This window comes from Nonomuraea sp. NPDC003804 (assembly GCF_040610675.1).
In the GTDB taxonomy this organism is placed as follows: Bacteria; Actinomycetota; Actinomycetes; order Streptosporangiales; family Streptosporangiaceae; genus Nonomuraea.
Map to the genome: position 1 here is coordinate 39787 of NZ_JBEXMT010000022.1, position 18229 is coordinate 58015.

The following is an 18229-nucleotide window of genomic DNA, read 5'->3' on the forward strand; positions in this document are numbered from 1 at the left end:
GTATGCTGATTGTGTGGCCGACACGACTCGTATCACCGTCACCTTGCCTTCTGAGCAGGTAGCCGAACTGAAGAAGCTCACCGACAACGTCTCCGGCTATGTGGCCGAAGCGGTGGCCCGCCAGATCAGACACCAACTTCTCGGCGATGACTTGCGGCGATACCAGGAGGAGCACGGCGACTTCAGCGAGGATGAGCTGGCGGCAGCCTATGCGAAGATCTTCGGCGACCCCTCCAGGGCGTCGACATGATCGGGCATATCGAAACCGTCGTTCTCGACGCCGAAGGGTTGTCCGCCTGGATCGCTCATGATCGGAAGCATCTTGCCGTTCTGCAGGCCTTCCACGCGATGGGCAGTGATCTCGTGATCAGCGCGAACACCATCGTGGAGGTCGCTCATTCCAAGGTGAACCTTCCACAACTGCAGTGGGTGCTGTCCAGAGTCCGGATAGAGCCGGTCACCGAGCGGACGGCCAGGAGATCGGCGAGCATCCTCAAGGCGGCGGGTCTCCACGGGCACAAGTACGCCATCGACGCGACTGTCGCGGAGATGGCTCTCCGCCAGCGAGGGCCGGTGGCGATGCTGACCTCAGATCTTGATGACATGGCACGCCTTTGTGGCGACCGGGTGCGGCTCATCGCCTGCTGAGGCGTTCCGCGGGTCCTCAGGGCGCCCTCTCCGGGACGTGGCGGAGAGGGCGTGAGGGGGCGGCCGGGGCTGGTCGGGTGGCGCGTCAGGCGGTCGCGAGCTGCGCCGGGAGCGGCTTGGCGTGCAGCACCGTCAGCGAGGTGACCGCGCGGGTGAGCACCACGTACAGCCGGGCCAGACCGCGTGGCTCGGCCTCGACGATGTCCGCCGGCTCGACGACGATGACGTGGTCGTACTCCAGGCCCTTGGCCAGCGTGGCGGGGATGACCAGGAGCCGGTGCTCCTCGGTCGAGTCGGGCCCGAGCAGGGCGTGCGGGACGCCGTCGAGGGAGCGCGACACCGCCTCGGCCATGGCGTCCGGGACGATGACGCCGATCGAACCCTCCTTGGCGAGCGCGTCACGGACGGCTTCGACCACCTCGCCGCTCTGCCGTACCGTCAGCGAGCCCTGGCCGGGGCGGAGGGAGCGGGGGGCGGCCAGGTCGGGGGCGATGGAGGGCAGCAACCGGGCGGCGTAGTCGAGCACCTCGCGGGGCACGCGGAAGCCGAGGGTGAGCTCGGTGACCTCGCCGGAGTCCTGGCCGAGGTGTCGCAGCACGCTGCTCCACGAGCGGGTCGACCACGGCGTGGTGCCCTGGGCGAGGTCGCCGAGGACCGTGGCCGATCCCGTACGGCAGCGCCGTCCAAGCGCCCGCAGCTGCATCTCCGACAGGTCCTGCGCCTCGTCGACGACCAGATGGCCGAGGGAGGGCGTGCGTTCGACGAGGTCGGCGAGCTCGTCGAGCAGCGCGGCGTCGGCGGCCGACCACCTGGCCGACTTCCACGACCGGTACGGCTTGCCCCACAGCAGTGTCCGCTGCTCCTCGGCCGTCAGGTCGGAGCGCGCGGCGGCGGCCAGGAAGTCGGCGTCCGACAGCAGGCGGAAGAGCACCTGGGCGGGCGTCACCTTGGGCCATACCGCCTCGACCAGCTGCTTGACCGGCTTGGACCGGGCCACCGCGTCCTGGACCCTGTCGTCGGGAGAGTCGCCGCGCTGCTCCATGCGCACCAGCACCTGGTGGGCCAGCCGCTGGGCGAGGGCGGCGCGGCCGGGGCCGTACCTGGTGGTGCCGCGCAGCGAGGCCACCATCTCGCGCACCTCGTGGTCGGCGACGCGGAAGCGGTAGGCGCCCCTGGTGTAGACGAGGCCCTCGGTGGGCTTGACGATGTGCAGCCAGAGCGCGCGCTCGAGCACCTTGGCCATGCGGGCGTCGCCCTTGACGGCGGCCACGAGCGGGTCTTCGGGGGTGTCGTGGTCGCCGAGGAGCTCGGCGACCGTGGTCTGGTCGACCTTGACCTCGCCGAGGGCGGGAAGCACCGAGGAGATGTAGGACAGGAAGGCCTTGTTCGGGCCGACGATCATGACGCCGGCCCTGCCGAGCTTCTCGCGGTGGGTGAACAGCAGGTAGGCGGCGCGGTGCAGGCCGACGGCGGTCTTGCCGGTGCCGGGGGCGCCCTGGACGCAGACGGTCTGGGTCAGCGCGGCGCGGACGATCTCGTCCTGGTCGGGCTGGATGGTGGCCACGATGTCGCGCATGGGGCCGGTGCGCGGGCGCTCGATCTCCTCGGTGAGGATCTTCGAGGTGCCGAGCTCGGCGCCGTCTTCGAGATGCTCGTCCTCGAAGGCGGTCAGGTCGCCGCCGTGGTAGCCGAAGCGGCGGCGCCGTACGACGCCCATCGGGTCGGCGGGGCTGGCCTGGTAGAAGGCGCCCGAGACGGGGGCGCGCCAGTCGATCACCAGGGGGCGGCTGGTGCCGTCGTGGACGTGGCGGCGGCCGACGTAGATGACGCCGGGAAGGTCGTCGTGGTCCTCCCGGTCGAGCCTGCCGAAGAACAGGGGGGTGTCCGGATGGTCGGCGAGCGCCGCGACGCGCTGGTCGAGCAGGGACTGCAGGATCTGCTGCGAGACCCAGTCGCCCGCCGCGTCGGCGGACAGCGACTGGGCGTGCTCGCGCATCGCCCGCAGCGCCGCGCGGGACTCGGCCAGATGGGCGCGTTCGGCGGCGAGCACGTCGGTGGGTATGTCGGGAGCCAACTGGTTTCCGGGCATGCGAAAGCGCCTCCCCATTCGATAACGGAGGTGGTAGACAAGGCAGCGAACCGTTGAGCTTACCCCCGGGCTCGGGAGCTTCCAATCGATTAATCAGGAGGCAGCGTGAGGATCTCCCCAGTCATTCCGACGGTCGCCAGCCTCCTGCTGGCGGCGTTGTGGGGATTGTCGGTGTATGCCGGGTGGGGGCTGGAGGCGTTCTGCACCGACGGTGAGACCTCCGCGGCGTGTGCCGACCGTCTCGACAGCGCCTCGATGCTGTCGGGGCTGTTCGCGGTGGTCGCGGCGGTCATGACCGTCGGCGCGTGGCTGTTCCCCGCGCGTTTCGCCGTACTGATCGGCGGCGCGCTGCTCGCCTGGGTGGTCGCCGAGGGTGTGCTCTTCGTCGGCGGGATGCTGGCCCGGTAATCCCTCCCCAAAAACCGAAAAATCCGGGCATCTGCGGTGGATTCGACGGATCATGGGGGTATGTCGCATCGCGATAGCAGTCGCCGGTGAGGGGGTGGCCCGATGTTGAAGGCCCGCGGGGTTTCGTGGACCTAGCTCCAGGTGTGGACGGCTCGCGCGACAGTCATCGCGCGAGCCTTTTCACTGGTGGAGATCTTTACTGGTGGACGTCGTCGGCGTCGATGATCTGGTAGGCGTAGCCCTGCTCGGCCAGGAAGCGCTGGCGATGCGCGGCGAACTCCTGGTCGACCGTGTCGCGGCTGACCACCGTGTAGAAGCGCGCGCCGCCGCCGTCGGCCTTCGGCCGCAGCACCCTGCCGAGCCGCTGCGCCTCCTCCTGCCGTGACCCGAAGGTGCCCGACACCTGGATGGCGACGGCCGCCTCCGGCAGGTCGATGGAGAAGTTGGCCACCTTGGAGACCACCAGCACCTGGAGCTCCTTGTCGCGGAAGGCCTGGAACAGCCGCTCCCGCTCCTTGATCGGCGTCTCGCCCTTGATGACCGGCGCGCCGAGGTGCTCGGCGAGCTCGTCGAGCTGGTCGATGTACTGGCCGATGACCAGCACCTGCTCGCCGAGGTGGCGGCGGACCAGCGCCTCGGTCACCCGCGTCTTGGACGGCGTGGTCGCGGCGAACCGGTAACGCTCCTCGGCCTCCGCCATCGCGTAGGCCAGGCGTTCCTCGTCCGACAGCGTGACCCGGACCTCGACGCAGTCGGCGGGCGCGATCCAGCCCTGGTTCTCCATCTCCTTCCACGGCGCGTCGTAGCGCTTGGGGCCGATGAGGGAGAACACGTCGCCCTCCCTGCCGTCCTCGCGCACCAGCGTCGCGGTGAGCCCGACGCGGCGCCGGGCCTGAAGGTCGGCGGTCATCCTGAAGATCGGCGCCGGCAGCAGGTGCACCTCGTCGTAGACGATCAGGCCCCAGTCGCGCGCGTCGAACAGCTCCAGGTGGGCGTAGACGCCCTTCCGCCTGGTCGTCATCACCTGGTAGGTGGCGATGGTGACCGGGCGGATCTCCTTCTTGCTGCCGGAGTACTCGCCGATCTCGTCCTCGGTCAGCGAGGTGCGCCGCAGCAGCTCCTGCTTCCACTGGTGGGCCGAGACGGTGTTGGTGACCAGGATCAGCGTCGTGGCCTCGGCGTGGGCCATCGCGGCCGCGCCGACGATCGTCTTGCCGGCGCCGCAGGGCAGCACGACCACGCCCGAGCCGCCGTGCCAGAACGCGTCGGCGGCCTCCTGCTGGTAGGGCCGCAGCGCCCAGCCGTCCTGCCGCAGCTTGATCGGGTGGCTCTCGCCGTCGACGTAGCCGGCCAGGTCCTCGGCCGGCCAGCCGAGCTTGAGCAGCGCCTGCTTGATGTTGCCGCGCTCGCTCGGGTGGACGGCGACCGAGTCGTGGCCGATGCGCTCGCCCAGCATCGGCTGGATCTTCTTCGAGCGCAGCACCTCTTCGAGGACCGCGCGGTCGGTCGAGGCCAGCACCAAGCCGTGGGCGGGGTCCTTCTCCAGGCGCAGCCTGCCGTAGCGGGCCATCGTCTCGGCCACGTCGACCAGCAGCGCGTGGGGCACCGGGTAGCGGCTGAACCCGATGAGGGCGTCGATGACCTGCTCGGCGTCGTGGCCGGCGGCCCGCGCGTTCCACAGAGCCAGCGGGGTGACGCGGTAGGTGTGGACGTGCTCGGGCGCGCGCTCCAGTTCGGCGAACGGCGCGATCGCCTTGCGACACTCGTCGGCCCGCTCGTGGTCGACCTCGAGCAGCAGGGTCTTGTCGGATTGCACGATCAGTGGGCCGTCGTTCACAGGCATCTCTCCGGGGTCGGTACGGCTACCGCATATCCAACACCCGGAGACCGGCGGTTAGTCCAGGTTCCCTGATACTCCCAGCGCGATGATCACGCCGAATCCCACGACGACCAGCGCGACGTTGATGCCGATGCTGATCCATGTCCATTTGAGCAGGTTGCGCGCCTTGTCGGGCATGGTGTCGACCTGTCCGAGCGCGATGCCCGACATGATCGCGCCGGCGATGCCGCCGGGGGTGATGTAGCAGCTGAGCGCGAGCACGATGCTGATGACGAGTGCCACGATCGCGTGCGTGCGCGGGCCCTGCTGGGGCGGCGGGTAGCCGTAACCGTAGCCGGGCTGCTGGCCGTACGGCGGGCCGTAGGGGTTCTGCTGGCTGTTGTAGGGCGAGCCGTACGGCTGCTGCTGGCCGTAGGGCTGGTCCTGGCCGTAGGGGCCCTGCTCGCCCGAACTGTCGTAACCGCTGCTCACTGTGTCACCTTCTCGCTCACCGGCAAGGTCAACAGATATCACGAAATGTAGTGACATTCAGGGTAGACGGGCACGCAAGGCTTTCCGGTCAAGTTTCAGCACACTGGTCATGGGAACGTGGTCGGTGAAATGGATCTCGCGGGGGTACTTCACCCTGCCGACGCGCTCCCTCGCCCACGCGATCAGCTCCTCCGCGGTGGCCGTGGCGCCCGGCACCAGCTGGACGAAGGCCACGACCTCCTCGCCGTGCACGGGGTCGGGACGGCCCACCACACCCGACATGGCGACCGACGGATGGGCGTTCAGCGCGTCCTCCACGTCGCGGGGGAAGACGTTGAAGCCGCCCCTGATGACGAGGTCCTTCTTCCGGTCCACGACGTACAGGTAGCCGTCGTCGTCGAGGCAGCCGACGTCGCCCGTGCGCAGCTCGCCGTCGACGACCGGGGAGTCGAGGCCGCCCCAGTAGCCGAGCATCAGCGACTCGCCGGCGACGCAGATCTCGCCGATGTCGCCCGCCTCCACCTCCTCGCCGTCGTCGTCCCTGATCGTGATCGTGTAGCCGGGGAGAGGCAGGCCGACGCTGCCCGGCTTGCGCCTGCCCGGCGGGTTGAAGGTGGTGACGGCGCTCGTCTCCGTCAGGCCGTACCCCTCCAGGATCCGCACTCTGGGCACCCGGCGCTCGAACTCCTCCAGCACCGCGCGGCTCAGCGGGGCCGCGCCACAGGTGAGATGGCGCAGATCGGGCAGCGCGGTGTCCTCGAGCGGCTCGGCGAGCAGCATCTGCAGCATCGAGGGGACGACGGTGCCGTACTGCACGCGCTGCTCGGCCGCCAGCCGCAGGAACACCTTGGGGTCGAACCAGCGCATGAGAACCGACTGCTGCGGCTCCCTGGCGTGCATGCCCGCGATCGAGACGATCAGGCCGTAGGCGTGGGACAGCGGGACCGGCACGATCGCCCGGGTGAGGCCCGGCTGGTAGGCCAGGTCGAAGGCGTCCTTCGCGACCTGCCACAGGCCGCCGTGGCTGAGCATCACGCCCTTGGCCCTGCCGGTGGTGCCGCCCGTGTACATCACGGCGGCCAGGTCGCCCGGATCCCTGGCGAGCGGCCCGTGCTCGGCGCCGCCGGCCAGCCTCTCGGCGTCCACGAAGACCGGCACCGCCGGCTCGGCCGCCTCCACCGTGTCCAGCAGCTCGGGCGAGGTCACGATCGCCACGGCGCCGCTGTCGGTGACGATGTGCCGCAGCTCCTGTGCGCCGACCAGGAACACCACGGGGGTCACCACCGCGCCCGCCGCCCACACGGCCTGGTAGACGACAGGGACGTCGGGGCTGGTCGCCATCATCACGACCACGCGGTCACCGGGACGGACGCCCGCCTCGACCAGGCCGCCGGTGACGCGCCTGGCACGCGCGGCGAGCGTGTGACTGCGATGCCAGAACCCCTCGTAGAAGACGGCGTCGTGGTCGTCGAAGCGCGCCCACGAGTCCTCCGCCAGGCGGCCCAGCGTGTGGTTGGTCACGCCTAACACGGTGATCCGCCCTCCAGACGGAGTCAAGCGGCCGGTAGAGCCTGGCGGGCCTCAGGTGACGGGGGCGACGCCGGTGATGCGGTGCAGGGCGAAGCGGTGCACCGCCGCCCGCGTCTCGTCGTAGGCCGTCAGGTATCCGCCCTCCATCCGCGCCGGCTCCAGGATGCGGCTGGTCGCGTTGCCCTGGGAGTCGAGGTAGCCGATCCACACCCGCACGCCCTGGCGGATCGCGTCCTGCAGCGCCGAGATGGTGGCGGTGGCGGGCCCGCGGGGGATCGCGCCGTCGGGCGCGTCGAGCGGGGCGCGGCGGGCGTCACCGGCCCGCATGGCGCGGACGGCGGCCGCCACCACGTCGGGGTCGAGCCCGTTGAACGACGAGTGCGCCCTGGCGACCGGCAGCCCCTCGGTGCGCCTGGCCTCGAGCTGGGTGACGATGACGTCGCCCTCCAGGGACTCGGCGACGGGCGCGAACCCCATCGCCCGCAGCGAGTCGACCAGCGCGGCCCTGGAGGTGCGCGAGGCGATGACCGTGGGCGCCAGCCGCCGCAGCCGCAGCGGCGCCGACCGCCGGTCGGCGATGAGCTGGTCGAGCATGGACGGGTCGTCGCTGCGGATGTAGGCGCTGGCCGTGCCGACGCGCATCCGGCCGTGCCGCCGCGCCACGTCGGTCACCAGGTAGGTCAGCGGCTGCGGCACGGGCGTGGCCGAGTGGCGGGTCAGCATGGACAGCAACTCGTCGGCCCCCTGCCCCGCGTCGAGCGCGCGCCTGATGGACGGCTCGCCGAACCGGTAGACGGTCGCCCCGCCCGTCGACTCCACGTCGGCGGCGAGCGTCAGCCAGCGCGCCAGCTCGCTGGTGAGCGGGCCGGGCGCGACGGCCGTCAGGTCGGCCTGGAGCAGGACGTGGTCGACCGGTTCGGGCAGCAGCGGGGCGAGGAGGGCGGCCGCCTCCGGCGAGCCCGTGAGCACGGCCCGGCCGTGCGTGGACAGCGCGCCGAGACCGGTGAAGCCGATCTGCTCCGCCTCGCGGAGCGTGAAGTCGGTCAGCTGCTCCCGCAGCGGCCCCCTGCGCCTGGGCTGCTCCCATGCCAGGCGCCGCAGCACGGACTCGCGGGACGGCGCGAGGCTGGGGGCGGCGCCGAGCACGCGCAGCGTGGCCTGCCGTACCTCGGGAGCCGAGGAGCGGCGCAGGTCGGGGTGGAGGGCGTTGAGCAGCCGGTCGCGCTCGTCGCGCTCGCCCACGATGCCGGGCACGCGGTCGGTGTGCAGCCAGGTGGCCGCCAGCGACGCCCAGCGGTCCTCAGTGGACTTGACGCGCCAGGTGTCGTAGGAGGGGGTGGGCAGCCACTCGCCGTCGACGCTGCCGCCCGCGCCCAGCAGCCCGGCGGCGTGGGCGACCTCGATCACCAGCGCGGCGGCCCACTCGGGCAGGTCGAGCTGGGTCGCGGTGCGCTTGAGGTCGCGTACGCCGAGGCCGCCGGTGCGCAGCACGCCGGGAGCGTCGAGGCTCCAGCGCTCGCACATCTCCTCCACCGCCCTGACGAACGTGAACGCCTGGCCGGCGGCGGTCCTGTCGCCGAGCTGCCGGGAGCGCTCGGCGCCCTCCAGCGGCGGCGGCACGGGAGACAGGTCGCGGTGCACCCGTCCCTCACGCAGGTACAGGCCGACCTCGCGGGGCAGGGCCACGCTCTCCTCGCCGGTGGCCGCCAGCAGGCCGCGGGCCAGCAGCTCCTCGATCGGGGAGCGGGCGGTGGCGACGCGGACGGCGCGGCGGGCGTTGGGCACCCGGCCGCTGGGCGGGCCCCACGCCAGCTCGTCGAGCGCCTGCCTGGCAGGCGGGGAGACCTCCTCGACCAGCTTGCCCGGCTCGGCCAGCGCCGCGGCCAGACGCTCCTTGCCCGTGCCCTCGGTGCCGGGGGCGATGTCGTCGGCGATCTCCTCCAACTGCTCGGGCGGGTGGTGCCGGAACACCTCGACGACGGGCGGGCCGAGGCCCGCGGGGTCGTCCAGCACCTTGCGGACGCCGGGGGCCAGCCGCGGCGCCTCGTCCGGCCCGTAGACCAGGGCGAGCGTGCGCAACCGCTCGAGCGCGTCGTCGAACGGGACCTCGCCGCCCGCGGCCCGCTCCAGCAGGCGGCCCAGCGCCGCCCGGTCCGCGGAGTCGGTCACGGCCAGCGTCTCGACGACCGCCAGTGCGAACCTGTCGAGCCGGTCGAGCGCGCGCCCGATCGCCGAGGGGCTGCCCGCGCGCGTGGCGAGCCCCTCCAGGTGGGCGGGGACCGGGGTGATCAGCTCAGGGCGCGCCGCGACGAGCGCACCCAGCTGCTCGTCGGTGCGCTCCCTGATCCACTGGGTGAACTCCATCATGGCAATGGTATGTTCCGGCGGTTTGGGGCAGCATGGCTTGCGTGATCGAACGGGCCGACCAGCTCGTCCTGGACTACGTCAGCAAGGCGGCCGACGCCGCTCACGGCGTGTTGCGCCAGGATCAGCGGCTCGACTTCGTCAAGCGGCTCAGGGCCCGTATCGAGGCCGAGCGCGGCGGCAGCGCCGACCCGAAGGCGGTGGCCAGGGTGCTGGCCAGGTTCGGTGACCCGGTCGCGCTCGTCGAGCGGGAGGCGCGCCGCCTGAGCGGCGCGGCCGACGCCCCCCGGATCCAGGCCGCACCCCAGGTACGGCCCGCCGGGCTCCAGGACCAGGCGGGGCTCCAGGGCCAGGCCGGATCTTGGGAGCGCGCTGCGGGCCAGGCCGGACCAGAGGTACGGCCGGCCGGGAAGGACACGGTCGTCTTCCCCCGGATCGTGGACGACGTGCCGCCTGGCGTCGCGCGCTTCCGGCGGCAGGCGCGGCGACGGCCGGCCGGGAAGGCCGGACGCGGCCTGCCGTTCGCCGGGTCGCGGAGGGCGACCGGGGCCGGCGGCGGGGACGCCGGGACCCTCGTCAAGGAGCACCCGCGCGAGGTGCTCGGCATGGGGCTGCTCGTGCTCGCCGCGCTGCTCGTGCCGTTCGGCCTGCCCGCGATCGCGATCTTCCAGGTGCCCGCGATCGTGTGGGCGGCGGGCGCGGTGGCCGTGCTGGTGAGCGACAACCTCTCCTTCAAGGACCGGATGATCGGGCTCGGCGCGCCGATCTTCGGTTACGCGGTGGGCGGGGTGGTGATCGGCGCCCTGCGGGCCGGCGGCACCGGCGGCTTCAACGCCTTCCTCGAGCAGTTCTTCGCGGTCAGCGGGACCATGTTCATGATCTTCGCGGGGCTGGGCGTGGTGTGGCTCGCCGTCCGGCTGTTGGGCGTCAGCTGACCGGTGCGGGCGCGGGCAGCAGGCCCACGGCCAGCCGTACCCAGGCGGCGACGAACTGGTCCTTCTCCGCGTGGCCCGGCGACTCGCCCACCGTCTCCTGGAAGAGCCGGTAGTGGACGACCGCGCCGCCGAGCACCGCGCCGATGCCGGTCCAGTCGACCTCGACCTCCGCGTACTCCGGCTGCGCGCGGAACCACGAGGTGATCGCGTCGAACATCGGCTGCAGCAGCCCCTCGCGCACGACCGCGACCAGCTCGGGGAACTGGCTCAGGTCGCGGAAGAACACCCTGGTCAGCTCGCTCTCCTCGCGCACCTTCGCCAGGCCCGCCCGGCACAGGTGGGACAGGCGCTGCTCCAGGTCGGCCGAGGACTCCATGCTGTTGAGCGTGGCCAGGCTGTCGGCCACCTGGGTCCGCGTGCGCGCGGCGTGCTCGTGCATCGCGGCGGCGAGCACCTCGTACTTGGACTTGAAGTGGCGGTAGAGGCCTCCCGCGCCAGGGGAGAGCCCGGCGGCGGCCTCGATCTCGGCCACCGAGGTGGCGGAGTAGCCCCGCTCGGCGAACAGCCGCAGGGCCTCGTCGACGATCCGCTCGCGCGTCGATCTGGTCATGTCGTTCCTAGTACCTCCACCCAATGAGAAACGTCCTCATCAGACCGTCGCACCACCTTCGTGCCAGTCTAGGGACCCTGTGGTGGTCCGATCGGCGTCGCTACCGCGTGACGCGCCGGATCAGGCTCGCCGCGGCCGACCCGATGACCAGCCAGACCAGAGCGGCCAGGCCGTAGTTGACCAGGACCTGCCAGCGCGCGTCCGGCAGCCTGAACAGGTCGTGCAGGCCGAGCGACAGCGACGTGGCGAAGGACTCGACGAACCGGACGAGCGCGTTGGCGGGATTGGCGGGAAAGATCGCGAAAACGATCGCGAGAACACAAATGAGGGCGGCCGTCCGCGAGACCACCCTCACCGTCCACACGGCGATGTCGGCCATGCGGCGCCCCACGCTCACCGATTTCCGGACGGCCGGGCGTGCCGGGCGATGGGGCCTGGTCTCCTGACTTTCCGCCATGGCCGCTCCTTCGATAAGTAATTCCTTTCTGCCCACTTCAACGGTCCCATACCGGCGCCCGTTACCCTGCACGGGTGGGGAAATCAGTGGGATTCGACCTCGATATGACTCTGGCGGACACGCGTTCGGGAATCGCGGCCGTCTACGACCAGCTCGCCGAACGGCTCGGCGTCGCCATCGACAGCGCGACCGTCATCACCCGCCTCGGCCCGCCGCTGGAGTACGAACTGGCCAACTGGCTGCCGCCGCACGACGTGCCCGCGGCGGCCACGCTGTTCAGGCAGCTCTACCCGGAGGTCGCTGTCCCGGTGCACACCGCCATGACCGGCGCGTACGACGCCGTGCGGGCCGTCAGGGAGGCGGGCGGGCGGGTGATCGTGGTCACCGGCAAGAACCTGCGCGACGCCACGAGCACGGTCGAACTGCTCGGCTTCGAGGTGGACGAGATCGTCGGATCGGTGTTCGGCGCGGAAAAGGGATCGGCTCTCGCGCGTTTCGGCGCGGCCGCCTATGTTGGAGATCACGTCGCGGACATCGAGGCGGCGCGAGCGGGCGGCGCCGTCAGCGTGACGGTCGCCACTGGCCCTTACACGGTGGGAGAGCTGCGTGATCACGGAGCCGATGTGGCGCTGGCGGACCTGACGGAGTTCTCCGCCTGGTTCGGCGCCTGGAACTGATGCGAATTTACCCGGTCGCTCTCCGGCCCGGCTGGGCATAACCTACTTCCATTCATCTTTTCCGACAGCATGAACGAGGTCCCCCCTGTGCCGACTGGCAAGGTCAAGTGGTATGACGCCGACAAGGGTTTCGGCTTCCTCACCCGCGACGACGGCGGTGAGGTCTTCGTGCATTCCTCCGCGCTGCCGGCCGGCGGGGAGCCGCTCAAGCCCGGCCAGAAGGTCGAGTTCGGCGTGGCCGAGGGACGCAGGGGGCAGCAGGCGCTGTCGGTGCGGATCCTCGAGCAGCCGCCGACGCTGGCCAAGTCGAAGCCGAAGGGCAAGCGGAAGAAGCCGGACGAGATGGTCGTGATCGTGGAAGACCTGATCAAGCTGCTCGACGCCGTCTCCGAGTCCTACCAGCGGGGCAAGCACCCCGACGCGGCCCACGCCAAGAAGGTCGCCACGGTGCTGCGCGCGGTCGCCGACGACCTCGACTGACCGCGACTGACCGCCCCGCGGGGGCCGGGGTCCTGGACGAGCCCGGCTGACGGTTTCCCGGCCGGTCCGTGCTCGGGCCGCCAGCCGTGCGGGCTCGGCTGTGCTCAGCCGTGCGGGCTGCTCCGCTGTGCGGGCTGCTCCGCTGTGCGGGTTGGTCAGCCGTGCGGGTTGGTCAGCGGCTTGGTGGTGGCCGGCGCGGGCGGCTGGGCCTGCTGCGGCTCGTGCGGCTTGCGCGGCCGGCTCGCCTGGTCGTGCCGCGAGTCCTGCTGCGGGTCCTGCCTCATGTCCTGCGGGTCCTGCGGTTCCTCAGGCCGGCTCGCCTGGGCCGCGTGGAGCTTGGCGTCGCGGGCCTTGACCCTCGCCCTCCGGCGTACCAGGAGCCAGCCGAGGGTGACGGCGAGCACGACGGCCACCGCCGCGAGCCCGCCGGGGCCCGTCGACCAGTCCGACACCAGCAGCCCGACCAGCCCGCCGAACACCCAGGCGAGCTGGAGCAGCGCCTCGACCACGCCGAACGTGGACGAGCGCACCTTCTCGCCGATCTCGCGCTGCACGATCGCGTCGAGGGCCAGCTTGCCCAGCTCCTGCGCGAACGCGGCGACCAGCGCCACGGCGACGGCGGCCCACAGGCCGAACAGGTAGGCGGTGACGCCCGCCGTCACCAGCGTCACGGCCAGCGTGAGCAGCACGATGAGCTGGGGCGAGTGGTTGCGCGCCCAGTTGGCGGTCGCGGCGCCCACCAGGCCGCCGAGACCGGCCGCCGCGGCCAGCACGGCGATCGTGGTGGTCGCGGGCAGGTCCTTCAGGTGCCCGTCCTGGACGAGGAAGAGCAGGAAGAACAGCAGGAAGCCGGAGAAGAAGCGGATGGCGGCGTTGGCCCGTACGGCCTCGGTCACGGCGGGGCCGACGTCGAGCAGGGTCCGCCACCGCGCCCGCCGGCCGGGTTGTTCCTGTTCCTCCTCCTCCAGGACGGGGGAGTCGACGTGGCGCGGCAGCCGTACGGCGACGACCCCCAGCAGCAGGAAGACGACCATCGCGAGTCGCAGCACCCAGGCGGCCCCCAGCCAGGCGGTGAGGCCCGCGGCGATCGGCACCGCCACGCCGGCGGCCACCAGCGAGAACAGCGCGACCCTCGCGTTGGCGCTGACCAGCGTGATGTCGGCGGGCAGCACGCTGGGCATGATCGCGGCGCGGGAGACGTGGTACGCCTTGGACAGCACCAGCACCCCGAGCGCGCCGGCGAACAGCGTCAGCACGTCTCCGGGGCCCACGGCGGCGGCCATGGCGAAGCAGAGCAGGCCGCGGGCGAACAGAGTGCCCGCCATCACGTAGCGGCGGCCCGACCTGAACCGGTCGAGCACCGGCCCGACGAACGGCGCGACCACCGCGAACGGGATCATCGTGATCATCAGGTAGAGCGCCACCTGGCCGCGCGCCTCGTTGACGGGCAGGCCGAAGAAGATGGTGCCGGCGAGGGCCAGCGTGATGAGCGAGTCGCCGACGCTGTTGACCGCCGTCAGCTCGATGAGGCGGCCGAGGCCGGTACGGCCCGCGCCCTGGGCGTGCGTCAGCCGCCGTGTCGCGTGGCCGACCCGCTGGGCGCCGCTCGCGGTGGCCAGCCCGAACCGTTTGCCGCCGCGCGCGGTGGCCATTCCCGCCCGCTTGGTGCCGCTGGCGGTCGACCGGCCGGCCCGCGCCAGAGCGAGAGTCACCCGTTTCACCCACGACAGCACGCGATCCACGTTTACCAGTCTTACCCGACGTGGGTGCTCGCACGTCCGTCCATGGGTGAGAATGGAGTGTGAGCGAACAGCACCTTGCGGCGGGAGCGGGCCGTTGACCAGGACCAGGACCCGCGTTTCCCCGCCTGATCAGGCCTGTGTCGCCGCCGTCGAGCTCGCGCTTGAGGCAGCGCGGGAGCTCGCCGGACCAGGAGAGCCGGGCGAGCACCTTGGCTACGAGGGCGAGGGCGACCGGATCGTTACGCATTACTTCGCCTGCCTCGACCGGGCGTACCGGGGCTGGCGATGGGCCATCACCGTGACGCGCGCCTCCCGCGCGAAGAAGGTCACGGTCAGCGAGGCCGTGCTGACGCCCGGCACGGGCGCGCTGCTGGCGCCCCCGTGGCTGCCGTGGAGCGAGCGGCTGCTGCCCGGCGATCTCGGCGTCGGCGACCTGCTGCCCACCGCGGAGGACGACGACAGGCTCGTGCCGGGCTTCACCGGCGATGACGAAGAGCTCGACCACCAGATGATCTTCGAGTACGGCCTCGGCAGGGCCAGGGTCCTGTCGGCCGTCGGCAGGGACCGGGCCGCCAAGCGCTGGCACTCCGGCGCCCCCGGGCCGCACACACCGATCGCCCACGCCGCGCCCGCGCAGTGCTCCACCTGCGGCTTCTTCTGGCCGCTCGCGGGCGGTCTGCGGGGCGAGTTCGGGGTGTGCGCCAACGAGTACGCGCCCGACGACGGCAAGGTCGTCGCCGCCGACCACGGCTGCGGTGCCCACTCCGAGGCCGCGGTCGTGCCGCCGCCGGTCGAGCAGAGCTCGCCGATCCTCGACGACCTGGGCTACGACCTGATCGAGGTCGAGTCGGGCTCGGTCGACGAGGCCGCCTCAGAGGAGCTCGGTCACTCCTGATCGGCTTTGTCGGCGCCGACCGCTAGCCTTCGGTGGCCCCTCTCTGATCCTTAGGAGTTAGCCCCGTGGACACCTTCGGCACTGATCGGATGCGCGCCGCCGTCCTCACGGCCTGGCGGGCCTCGCCCGCGCGGTTCCGGGAGGACGCCAACGCCGAGGAGGACTTCGCCCTCGGCGGCTACCGCGACCGCCTGATCGTCGAGCTGGCGCAGAACGCGGCCGACGCCGCCCTGCGCGACGGCGTGCCCGGCGTGCTGCGGCTGGAGCTGCGCGACGGCGTGCTCACCGCCGCCAACACGGGCGCGCCGCTCGACGCGGACGGGGTCGAGGGCCTGTCGACGCTGCGGGTGTCGGCCAAGCGTGACCACGTGGGCGCGGCGGGGCGCTTCGGCGTCGGCTTCGCCGCGATCGTGTCCGTCTGCGACGAGCCGTCGATCGGCTCGCGGTCGACGGGCGCGGTCCGCTGGTCGCGCGAGGAGACGGCCGCGCTGGTGGCGGCCGAGCCGGCGCTGGCCGCCGAGCTGACCTCCCGTGAGGGCCACGTGCCGCTGCTGCGGCTGCCGTTCCCGGCCACCGTCGAGGTGCCCGACGGGTTCGAGACGTCCGTACGGCTGCCGCTGCGCCCCTCGGCCGAGGCGGCGGTGCGCCAGATGCTCGACGAGACGAGCCCGGCCCTGCTGCTCGGCATGCCGGCGCTGACCGCGATCGAGATCACCGTCGACGGGGTCACCCGCACGGTGGAGCCGTCCGGCTGGCACGTCGTGTCGGCCTCGGGCGAGTTCGCCCCTGAAGAGGTCGCGACCTACTTCGCCGACCGGCCGACGGAGGAGCGGGCCAGGCCCTTCTGGTCGGTGCGCTGGGCCGTGCCGCTGGAGGCGGGCCCGCTGCCCGTGCCGCAGGTCGTCCACGCGCCGACGCCTTCCGACGAGCCCCTCGACCTGCCCGCGCTGCTCATCGCCTCCTTCCCGATGGCCACCGACCGGCGCCACGTCGCCCCAGGGCCGCTGACCGACTTCCTGGTCGAGCGCGTCGCCGAGACCTACGTCAAGCTGCTCGAACAGCTGCCGCGCACGCCCCGGCTGCTCGACCTGGTGCCCGCGCTGATGGGCAAGGGCGAGCTCGACGCCCGCATCAGGCGCGCGATCCTGCGCCTGCTGCCCGACGTGCCGCTGCTGCCCGCGCTGTCGGCGCCCGCGCCGGTGGTGACCTCGCCCTCCTTCGACGACGCCGCGCTCTACGACCCCGACGCCACCTGGCAGGTCGAGCACCCGGTGCGCGAGCCGTCCGGTGACGGGTGGGTGGTCTCCGGCAGGGAGGCGTCCGCCGTCCACGGTCCGGGGGAACTGCTGGAGGTGCTCGCCGAGATCGTGCCCGGCCTGCTGCCGGCCGGCTGGCCCGCGCGGCATCCGGCGCTGTCGGCGCTCGGCGTGCGCAGGGTGGAGCTGGCCGACGTGGTCGACCAGCTGTCGGGCGAGGCGATCGAGGGGCGCGACCCGTCGTGGTGGCGTTCCCTGTACGACGTGCTGCCGGGCGACGACCCCGAGGCCCTCGGGGCGCTGCCCGTGCCGCTGGCCGACGGCCGCCTGGTGCGCGGTCCGCGCGGCACGCTCATCCTCAGCGCGCCGCTCGACCTCGCGCCGCTCGGCCTGCGCATCGTGCACTCCGACGCGGCGCATCCGCTGCTGCTGCGCCTGGGCGCCTTCGAGGCCACGCCGCGCACGGTCCTCGACGACCCGCTGACCAGGACGGCGGTGGCGCAGTCGCTCGAGAGCGACGACCCCGACGCGGTGGCCAGGGCCGTCCTGTCGCTGGTCGACGCGGCGGGGCTGACGGCCGGCGAGGAACCGTGGCTGTCGGAGCTGGCCCTGCGCGGTGCCGACGGCTCGCTGTACCCGGCGGGGGAGCTGCTCCTGTCGTCGGGAGCGCTGGCAGGGCTGCTGGTCGAGGACGCCGGCTTCGGCGTGGCCGCCGACACCTACGACGCGCGGGTGCTCACCGCCGTCGGCGTGCTCGACGGGTTCGCCGTCGTCAACGACGCCGACGTGCTGCTCGACGTCGACTCGTGCGACCACGACCTCGACGAGGAGGACGCCTGGCTCGACCATGTGCTCGACCTGCTGCCCCCGCTCGACGTGCCGCCGGTGGTGCCGGAGTTCACCGCGATCCGCGACCTGGAGCTGGTGGCCGACTGGCCGGCCGCGCTGGCGCTGCTCACCAGGCCGCCGCTGCGGGGGGCGCTGATGCCGCTGCGGATCGAGGGCGTCGAGGTGCCGTCCTACACCGCCTGGTGGCTGTCCACCCACCGGGTCCTCGACGGGCGGCGGCCGGTCGAGCTGCGCCTGCCGGGAGCCGACCCGCTGCTCACCGGGCTGTACGACGAGGCCCCCTCAGGGCTCGACACGGGCGCGCTGGCGATGCTGGGCGTCCGCACCACGCTGACCGACCTGCTGGCCTCCCACGGCGGCCCTGAGGAGCTCCTGGAGCTCCTGGCGGATCCCGAGGTCACCGTCGACCGGGCCCAGCTGCGGGCGCTGTGGATGGCGCTGGCGGCCGTCGACCCGGCGCGGGTGGCTCCGCCCTCCTCGGTGCGGGCCGTTCTCGGTGGCGACATCGTGATCGCCGGGGCCGACGACGCGGTGATCGTGGAGGCCCCCGACCTGCTGCAGCTGGTGACCGACCGGCCGCTGGTGCTGGCGCCCTTCGACCTGGCCGAGTCGCTGTCGGAGCTGCTCGACCTGCCGCTGGCGGGCGAGCTGGTGACGGGGGAGGTCACCTCGTCAGGGGTGCGGCGCACGGTGCCCGCGGAGGTGAGGTCACTGCTGCCCGGCGCTCCCGAGGCGTACGTCGAGCACGAGAAGCTGCTGGTCGACGGGGTGCCGTGCGCCTGGCGCTACTTCGACGGGATGGTCCACTGCGACGGGGTCGACGGGCTGGCCAGGGGGCTGGCGTGGGCGACGGGGCAGTGGAACGACCGCCTCGCCGTCGCCGCCCTCCTGCGCGACCCCTCGGCGGTGCCGCTGCTGCTCGCCGAGTCCGACCTGTCCTGACCCTCGAGGGTGTGCCCCGGAGGCTCCTGGCCTTCC

16 protein-coding genes are annotated in these 18229 nt (G+C 72.3%); 8 read left to right on the forward strand and 8 right to left on the reverse strand.

Annotation, left to right across the window (positions count from 1 at the left end):
* Positions 1–13: 13 nt before the first annotated feature.
* A complete protein-coding gene (locus ABZX22_RS27990; RefSeq protein WP_354914266.1) occupies positions 14–250 on the forward strand; it encodes a type II toxin-antitoxin system CcdA family antitoxin in 237 nt (78 codons plus the stop codon).
* Positions 247–648, forward strand: a complete 402-nt coding sequence (locus ABZX22_RS27995) for a PIN domain-containing protein (protein ID WP_354914268.1) — start codon at positions 247–249, stop codon at positions 646–648. The genes ABZX22_RS27990 and ABZX22_RS27995 overlap by 4 nt, the downstream gene beginning before the upstream one ends.
* An 85-nt stretch (positions 649–733) precedes the next feature.
* Here the strand turns inward: ABZX22_RS27995 and ABZX22_RS28000 are convergent, their stop codons facing one another.
* The gene (locus tag ABZX22_RS28000) at positions 734–2737 is read right to left on the reverse strand and encodes an AAA family ATPase (RefSeq protein WP_354914270.1); all 2004 of its coding nucleotides are present in this window, start codon (positions 2735–2737) and stop codon (positions 734–736) included.
* 105 nt (positions 2738–2842) lie between these two features.
* Between ABZX22_RS28000 and ABZX22_RS28005 the strand changes: the two genes are divergently transcribed.
* Complete coding sequence (locus ABZX22_RS28005) at positions 2843–3145, forward strand: hypothetical protein (protein WP_354914272.1); 303 nt, start codon at positions 2843–2845, stop codon at positions 3143–3145.
* Positions 3146–3341: 196 nt separating this feature from the next.
* Here the strand turns inward: ABZX22_RS28005 and ABZX22_RS28010 are convergent, their stop codons facing one another.
* From ABZX22_RS28010 to ABZX22_RS28025, 4 genes are read right to left on the reverse strand one after another with little or no spacing between them, the layout of a single operon-like run.
* On the reverse strand, positions 3342–4988 hold the full coding sequence (locus ABZX22_RS28010; protein WP_354914274.1) for a DNA repair helicase XPB: 1647 nt from the start codon (positions 4986–4988) through the stop codon (positions 3342–3344).
* Between the two features lie 51 nt (positions 4989–5039).
* Complete coding sequence (locus ABZX22_RS28015; protein ID WP_354914276.1) at positions 5040–5456, reverse strand: hypothetical protein; 417 nt, start codon at positions 5454–5456, stop codon at positions 5040–5042.
* 57 nt (positions 5457–5513) lie between these two features.
* Positions 5514–6977, reverse strand: a complete 1464-nt coding sequence (locus tag ABZX22_RS28020; protein ID WP_354914278.1) for an AMP-binding protein — start codon at positions 6975–6977, stop codon at positions 5514–5516.
* Between the two features lie 60 nt (positions 6978–7037).
* Positions 7038–9353, reverse strand: coding sequence for a helicase C-terminal domain-containing protein (locus ABZX22_RS28025; RefSeq protein ID WP_354914280.1), 2316 nt, complete (start codon positions 9351–9353; stop codon positions 7038–7040).
* Positions 9354–9394: 41 nt separating this feature from the next.
* Here ABZX22_RS28025 and ABZX22_RS28030 point away from each other — a divergent pair, with 41 nt between their 5' ends.
* The gene (locus ABZX22_RS28030) at positions 9395–10285 is read left to right on the forward strand and encodes a hypothetical protein (RefSeq protein WP_354914282.1); all 891 of its coding nucleotides are present in this window, start codon (positions 9395–9397) and stop codon (positions 10283–10285) included.
* Here the strand turns inward: ABZX22_RS28030 and ABZX22_RS28035 are convergent.
* Both ABZX22_RS28035 and ABZX22_RS28040 read right to left on the reverse strand, forming a co-directional pair.
* Positions 10278–10895, reverse strand: a complete 618-nt coding sequence (locus ABZX22_RS28035; protein ID WP_354914284.1) for a helix-turn-helix domain-containing protein — start codon at positions 10893–10895, stop codon at positions 10278–10280. The genes ABZX22_RS28030 and ABZX22_RS28035 overlap by 8 nt on opposite strands.
* A gap of 100 nt (positions 10896–10995) precedes the next feature.
* Positions 10996–11274, reverse strand: a complete 279-nt coding sequence (locus ABZX22_RS28040; RefSeq protein WP_354914286.1) for a hypothetical protein — start codon at positions 11272–11274, stop codon at positions 10996–10998.
* A gap of 164 nt (positions 11275–11438) precedes the next feature.
* Here ABZX22_RS28040 and ABZX22_RS28045 point away from each other — a divergent pair, with 164 nt between their 5' ends.
* Both ABZX22_RS28045 and ABZX22_RS28050 read left to right on the forward strand, forming a co-directional pair.
* The gene (locus tag ABZX22_RS28045; RefSeq protein ID WP_354914502.1) at positions 11439–12029 is read left to right on the forward strand and encodes an HAD hydrolase-like protein; all 591 of its coding nucleotides are present in this window, start codon (positions 11439–11441) and stop codon (positions 12027–12029) included.
* A gap of 87 nt (positions 12030–12116) precedes the next feature.
* On the forward strand, positions 12117–12509 hold the full coding sequence (locus ABZX22_RS28050) for a cold-shock protein (protein ID WP_354914504.1): 393 nt from the start codon (positions 12117–12119) through the stop codon (positions 12507–12509).
* Positions 12510–12664: 155 nt separating this feature from the next.
* Here ABZX22_RS28050 and ABZX22_RS28055 read toward each other — a convergent pair whose 3' ends face one another.
* Entirely contained in the window at positions 12665–14221 is a 1557-nt protein-coding gene (locus tag ABZX22_RS28055) for an MFS transporter (protein WP_354914288.1), read from the reverse strand.
* A 124-nt stretch (positions 14222–14345) separates the two neighbouring features.
* Here ABZX22_RS28055 and ABZX22_RS28060 point away from each other — a divergent pair, with 124 nt between their 5' ends.
* Both ABZX22_RS28060 and ABZX22_RS28065 read left to right on the forward strand, forming a co-directional pair.
* A complete protein-coding gene (locus ABZX22_RS28060) occupies positions 14346–15146 on the forward strand; it encodes a DUF3027 domain-containing protein (protein ID WP_354914290.1) in 801 nt (266 codons plus the stop codon).
* An 89-nt stretch (positions 15147–15235) separates the two neighbouring features.
* Entirely contained in the window at positions 15236–18193 is a 2958-nt protein-coding gene (locus ABZX22_RS28065) for a hypothetical protein (RefSeq protein WP_354914506.1), read from the forward strand.
* The last annotated feature ends 36 nt before the right edge of the window (positions 18194–18229 follow it).

Excerpts from the sequence above, each read along its gene's own strand:
- ABZX22_RS27995 (WP_354914268.1), top strand. The coding sequence starts at position 247 with ATGATCGGGCATATCGAAACCGTCGTTCTCGACGCCGAAGGGTTGTCC.
- ABZX22_RS28000 (WP_354914270.1), bottom strand. The coding sequence starts at position 2,737 with ATGCCCGGAAACCAGTTGGCTCCCGACATACCCACCGACGTGCTCGCC.
- ABZX22_RS28010 (WP_354914274.1), bottom strand. The coding sequence starts at position 4,988 with ATGCCTGTGAACGACGGCCCACTGATCGTGCAATCCGACAAGACCCTG.
- ABZX22_RS28025 (WP_354914280.1), bottom strand. The coding sequence starts at position 9,353 with ATGATGGAGTTCACCCAGTGGATCAGGGAGCGCACCGACGAGCAGCTG.
- ABZX22_RS28035 (WP_354914284.1), bottom strand. The coding sequence starts at position 10,895 with ATGACCAGATCGACGCGCGAGCGGATCGTCGACGAGGCCCTGCGGCTG.
- ABZX22_RS28040 (WP_354914286.1), bottom strand. The coding sequence starts at position 11,274 with ATGGCCGACATCGCCGTGTGGACGGTGAGGGTGGTCTCGCGGACGGCC.
- ABZX22_RS28065 (WP_354914506.1), top strand. The coding sequence starts at position 15,236 with ATGCGCGCCGCCGTCCTCACGGCCTGGCGGGCCTCGCCCGCGCGGTTC.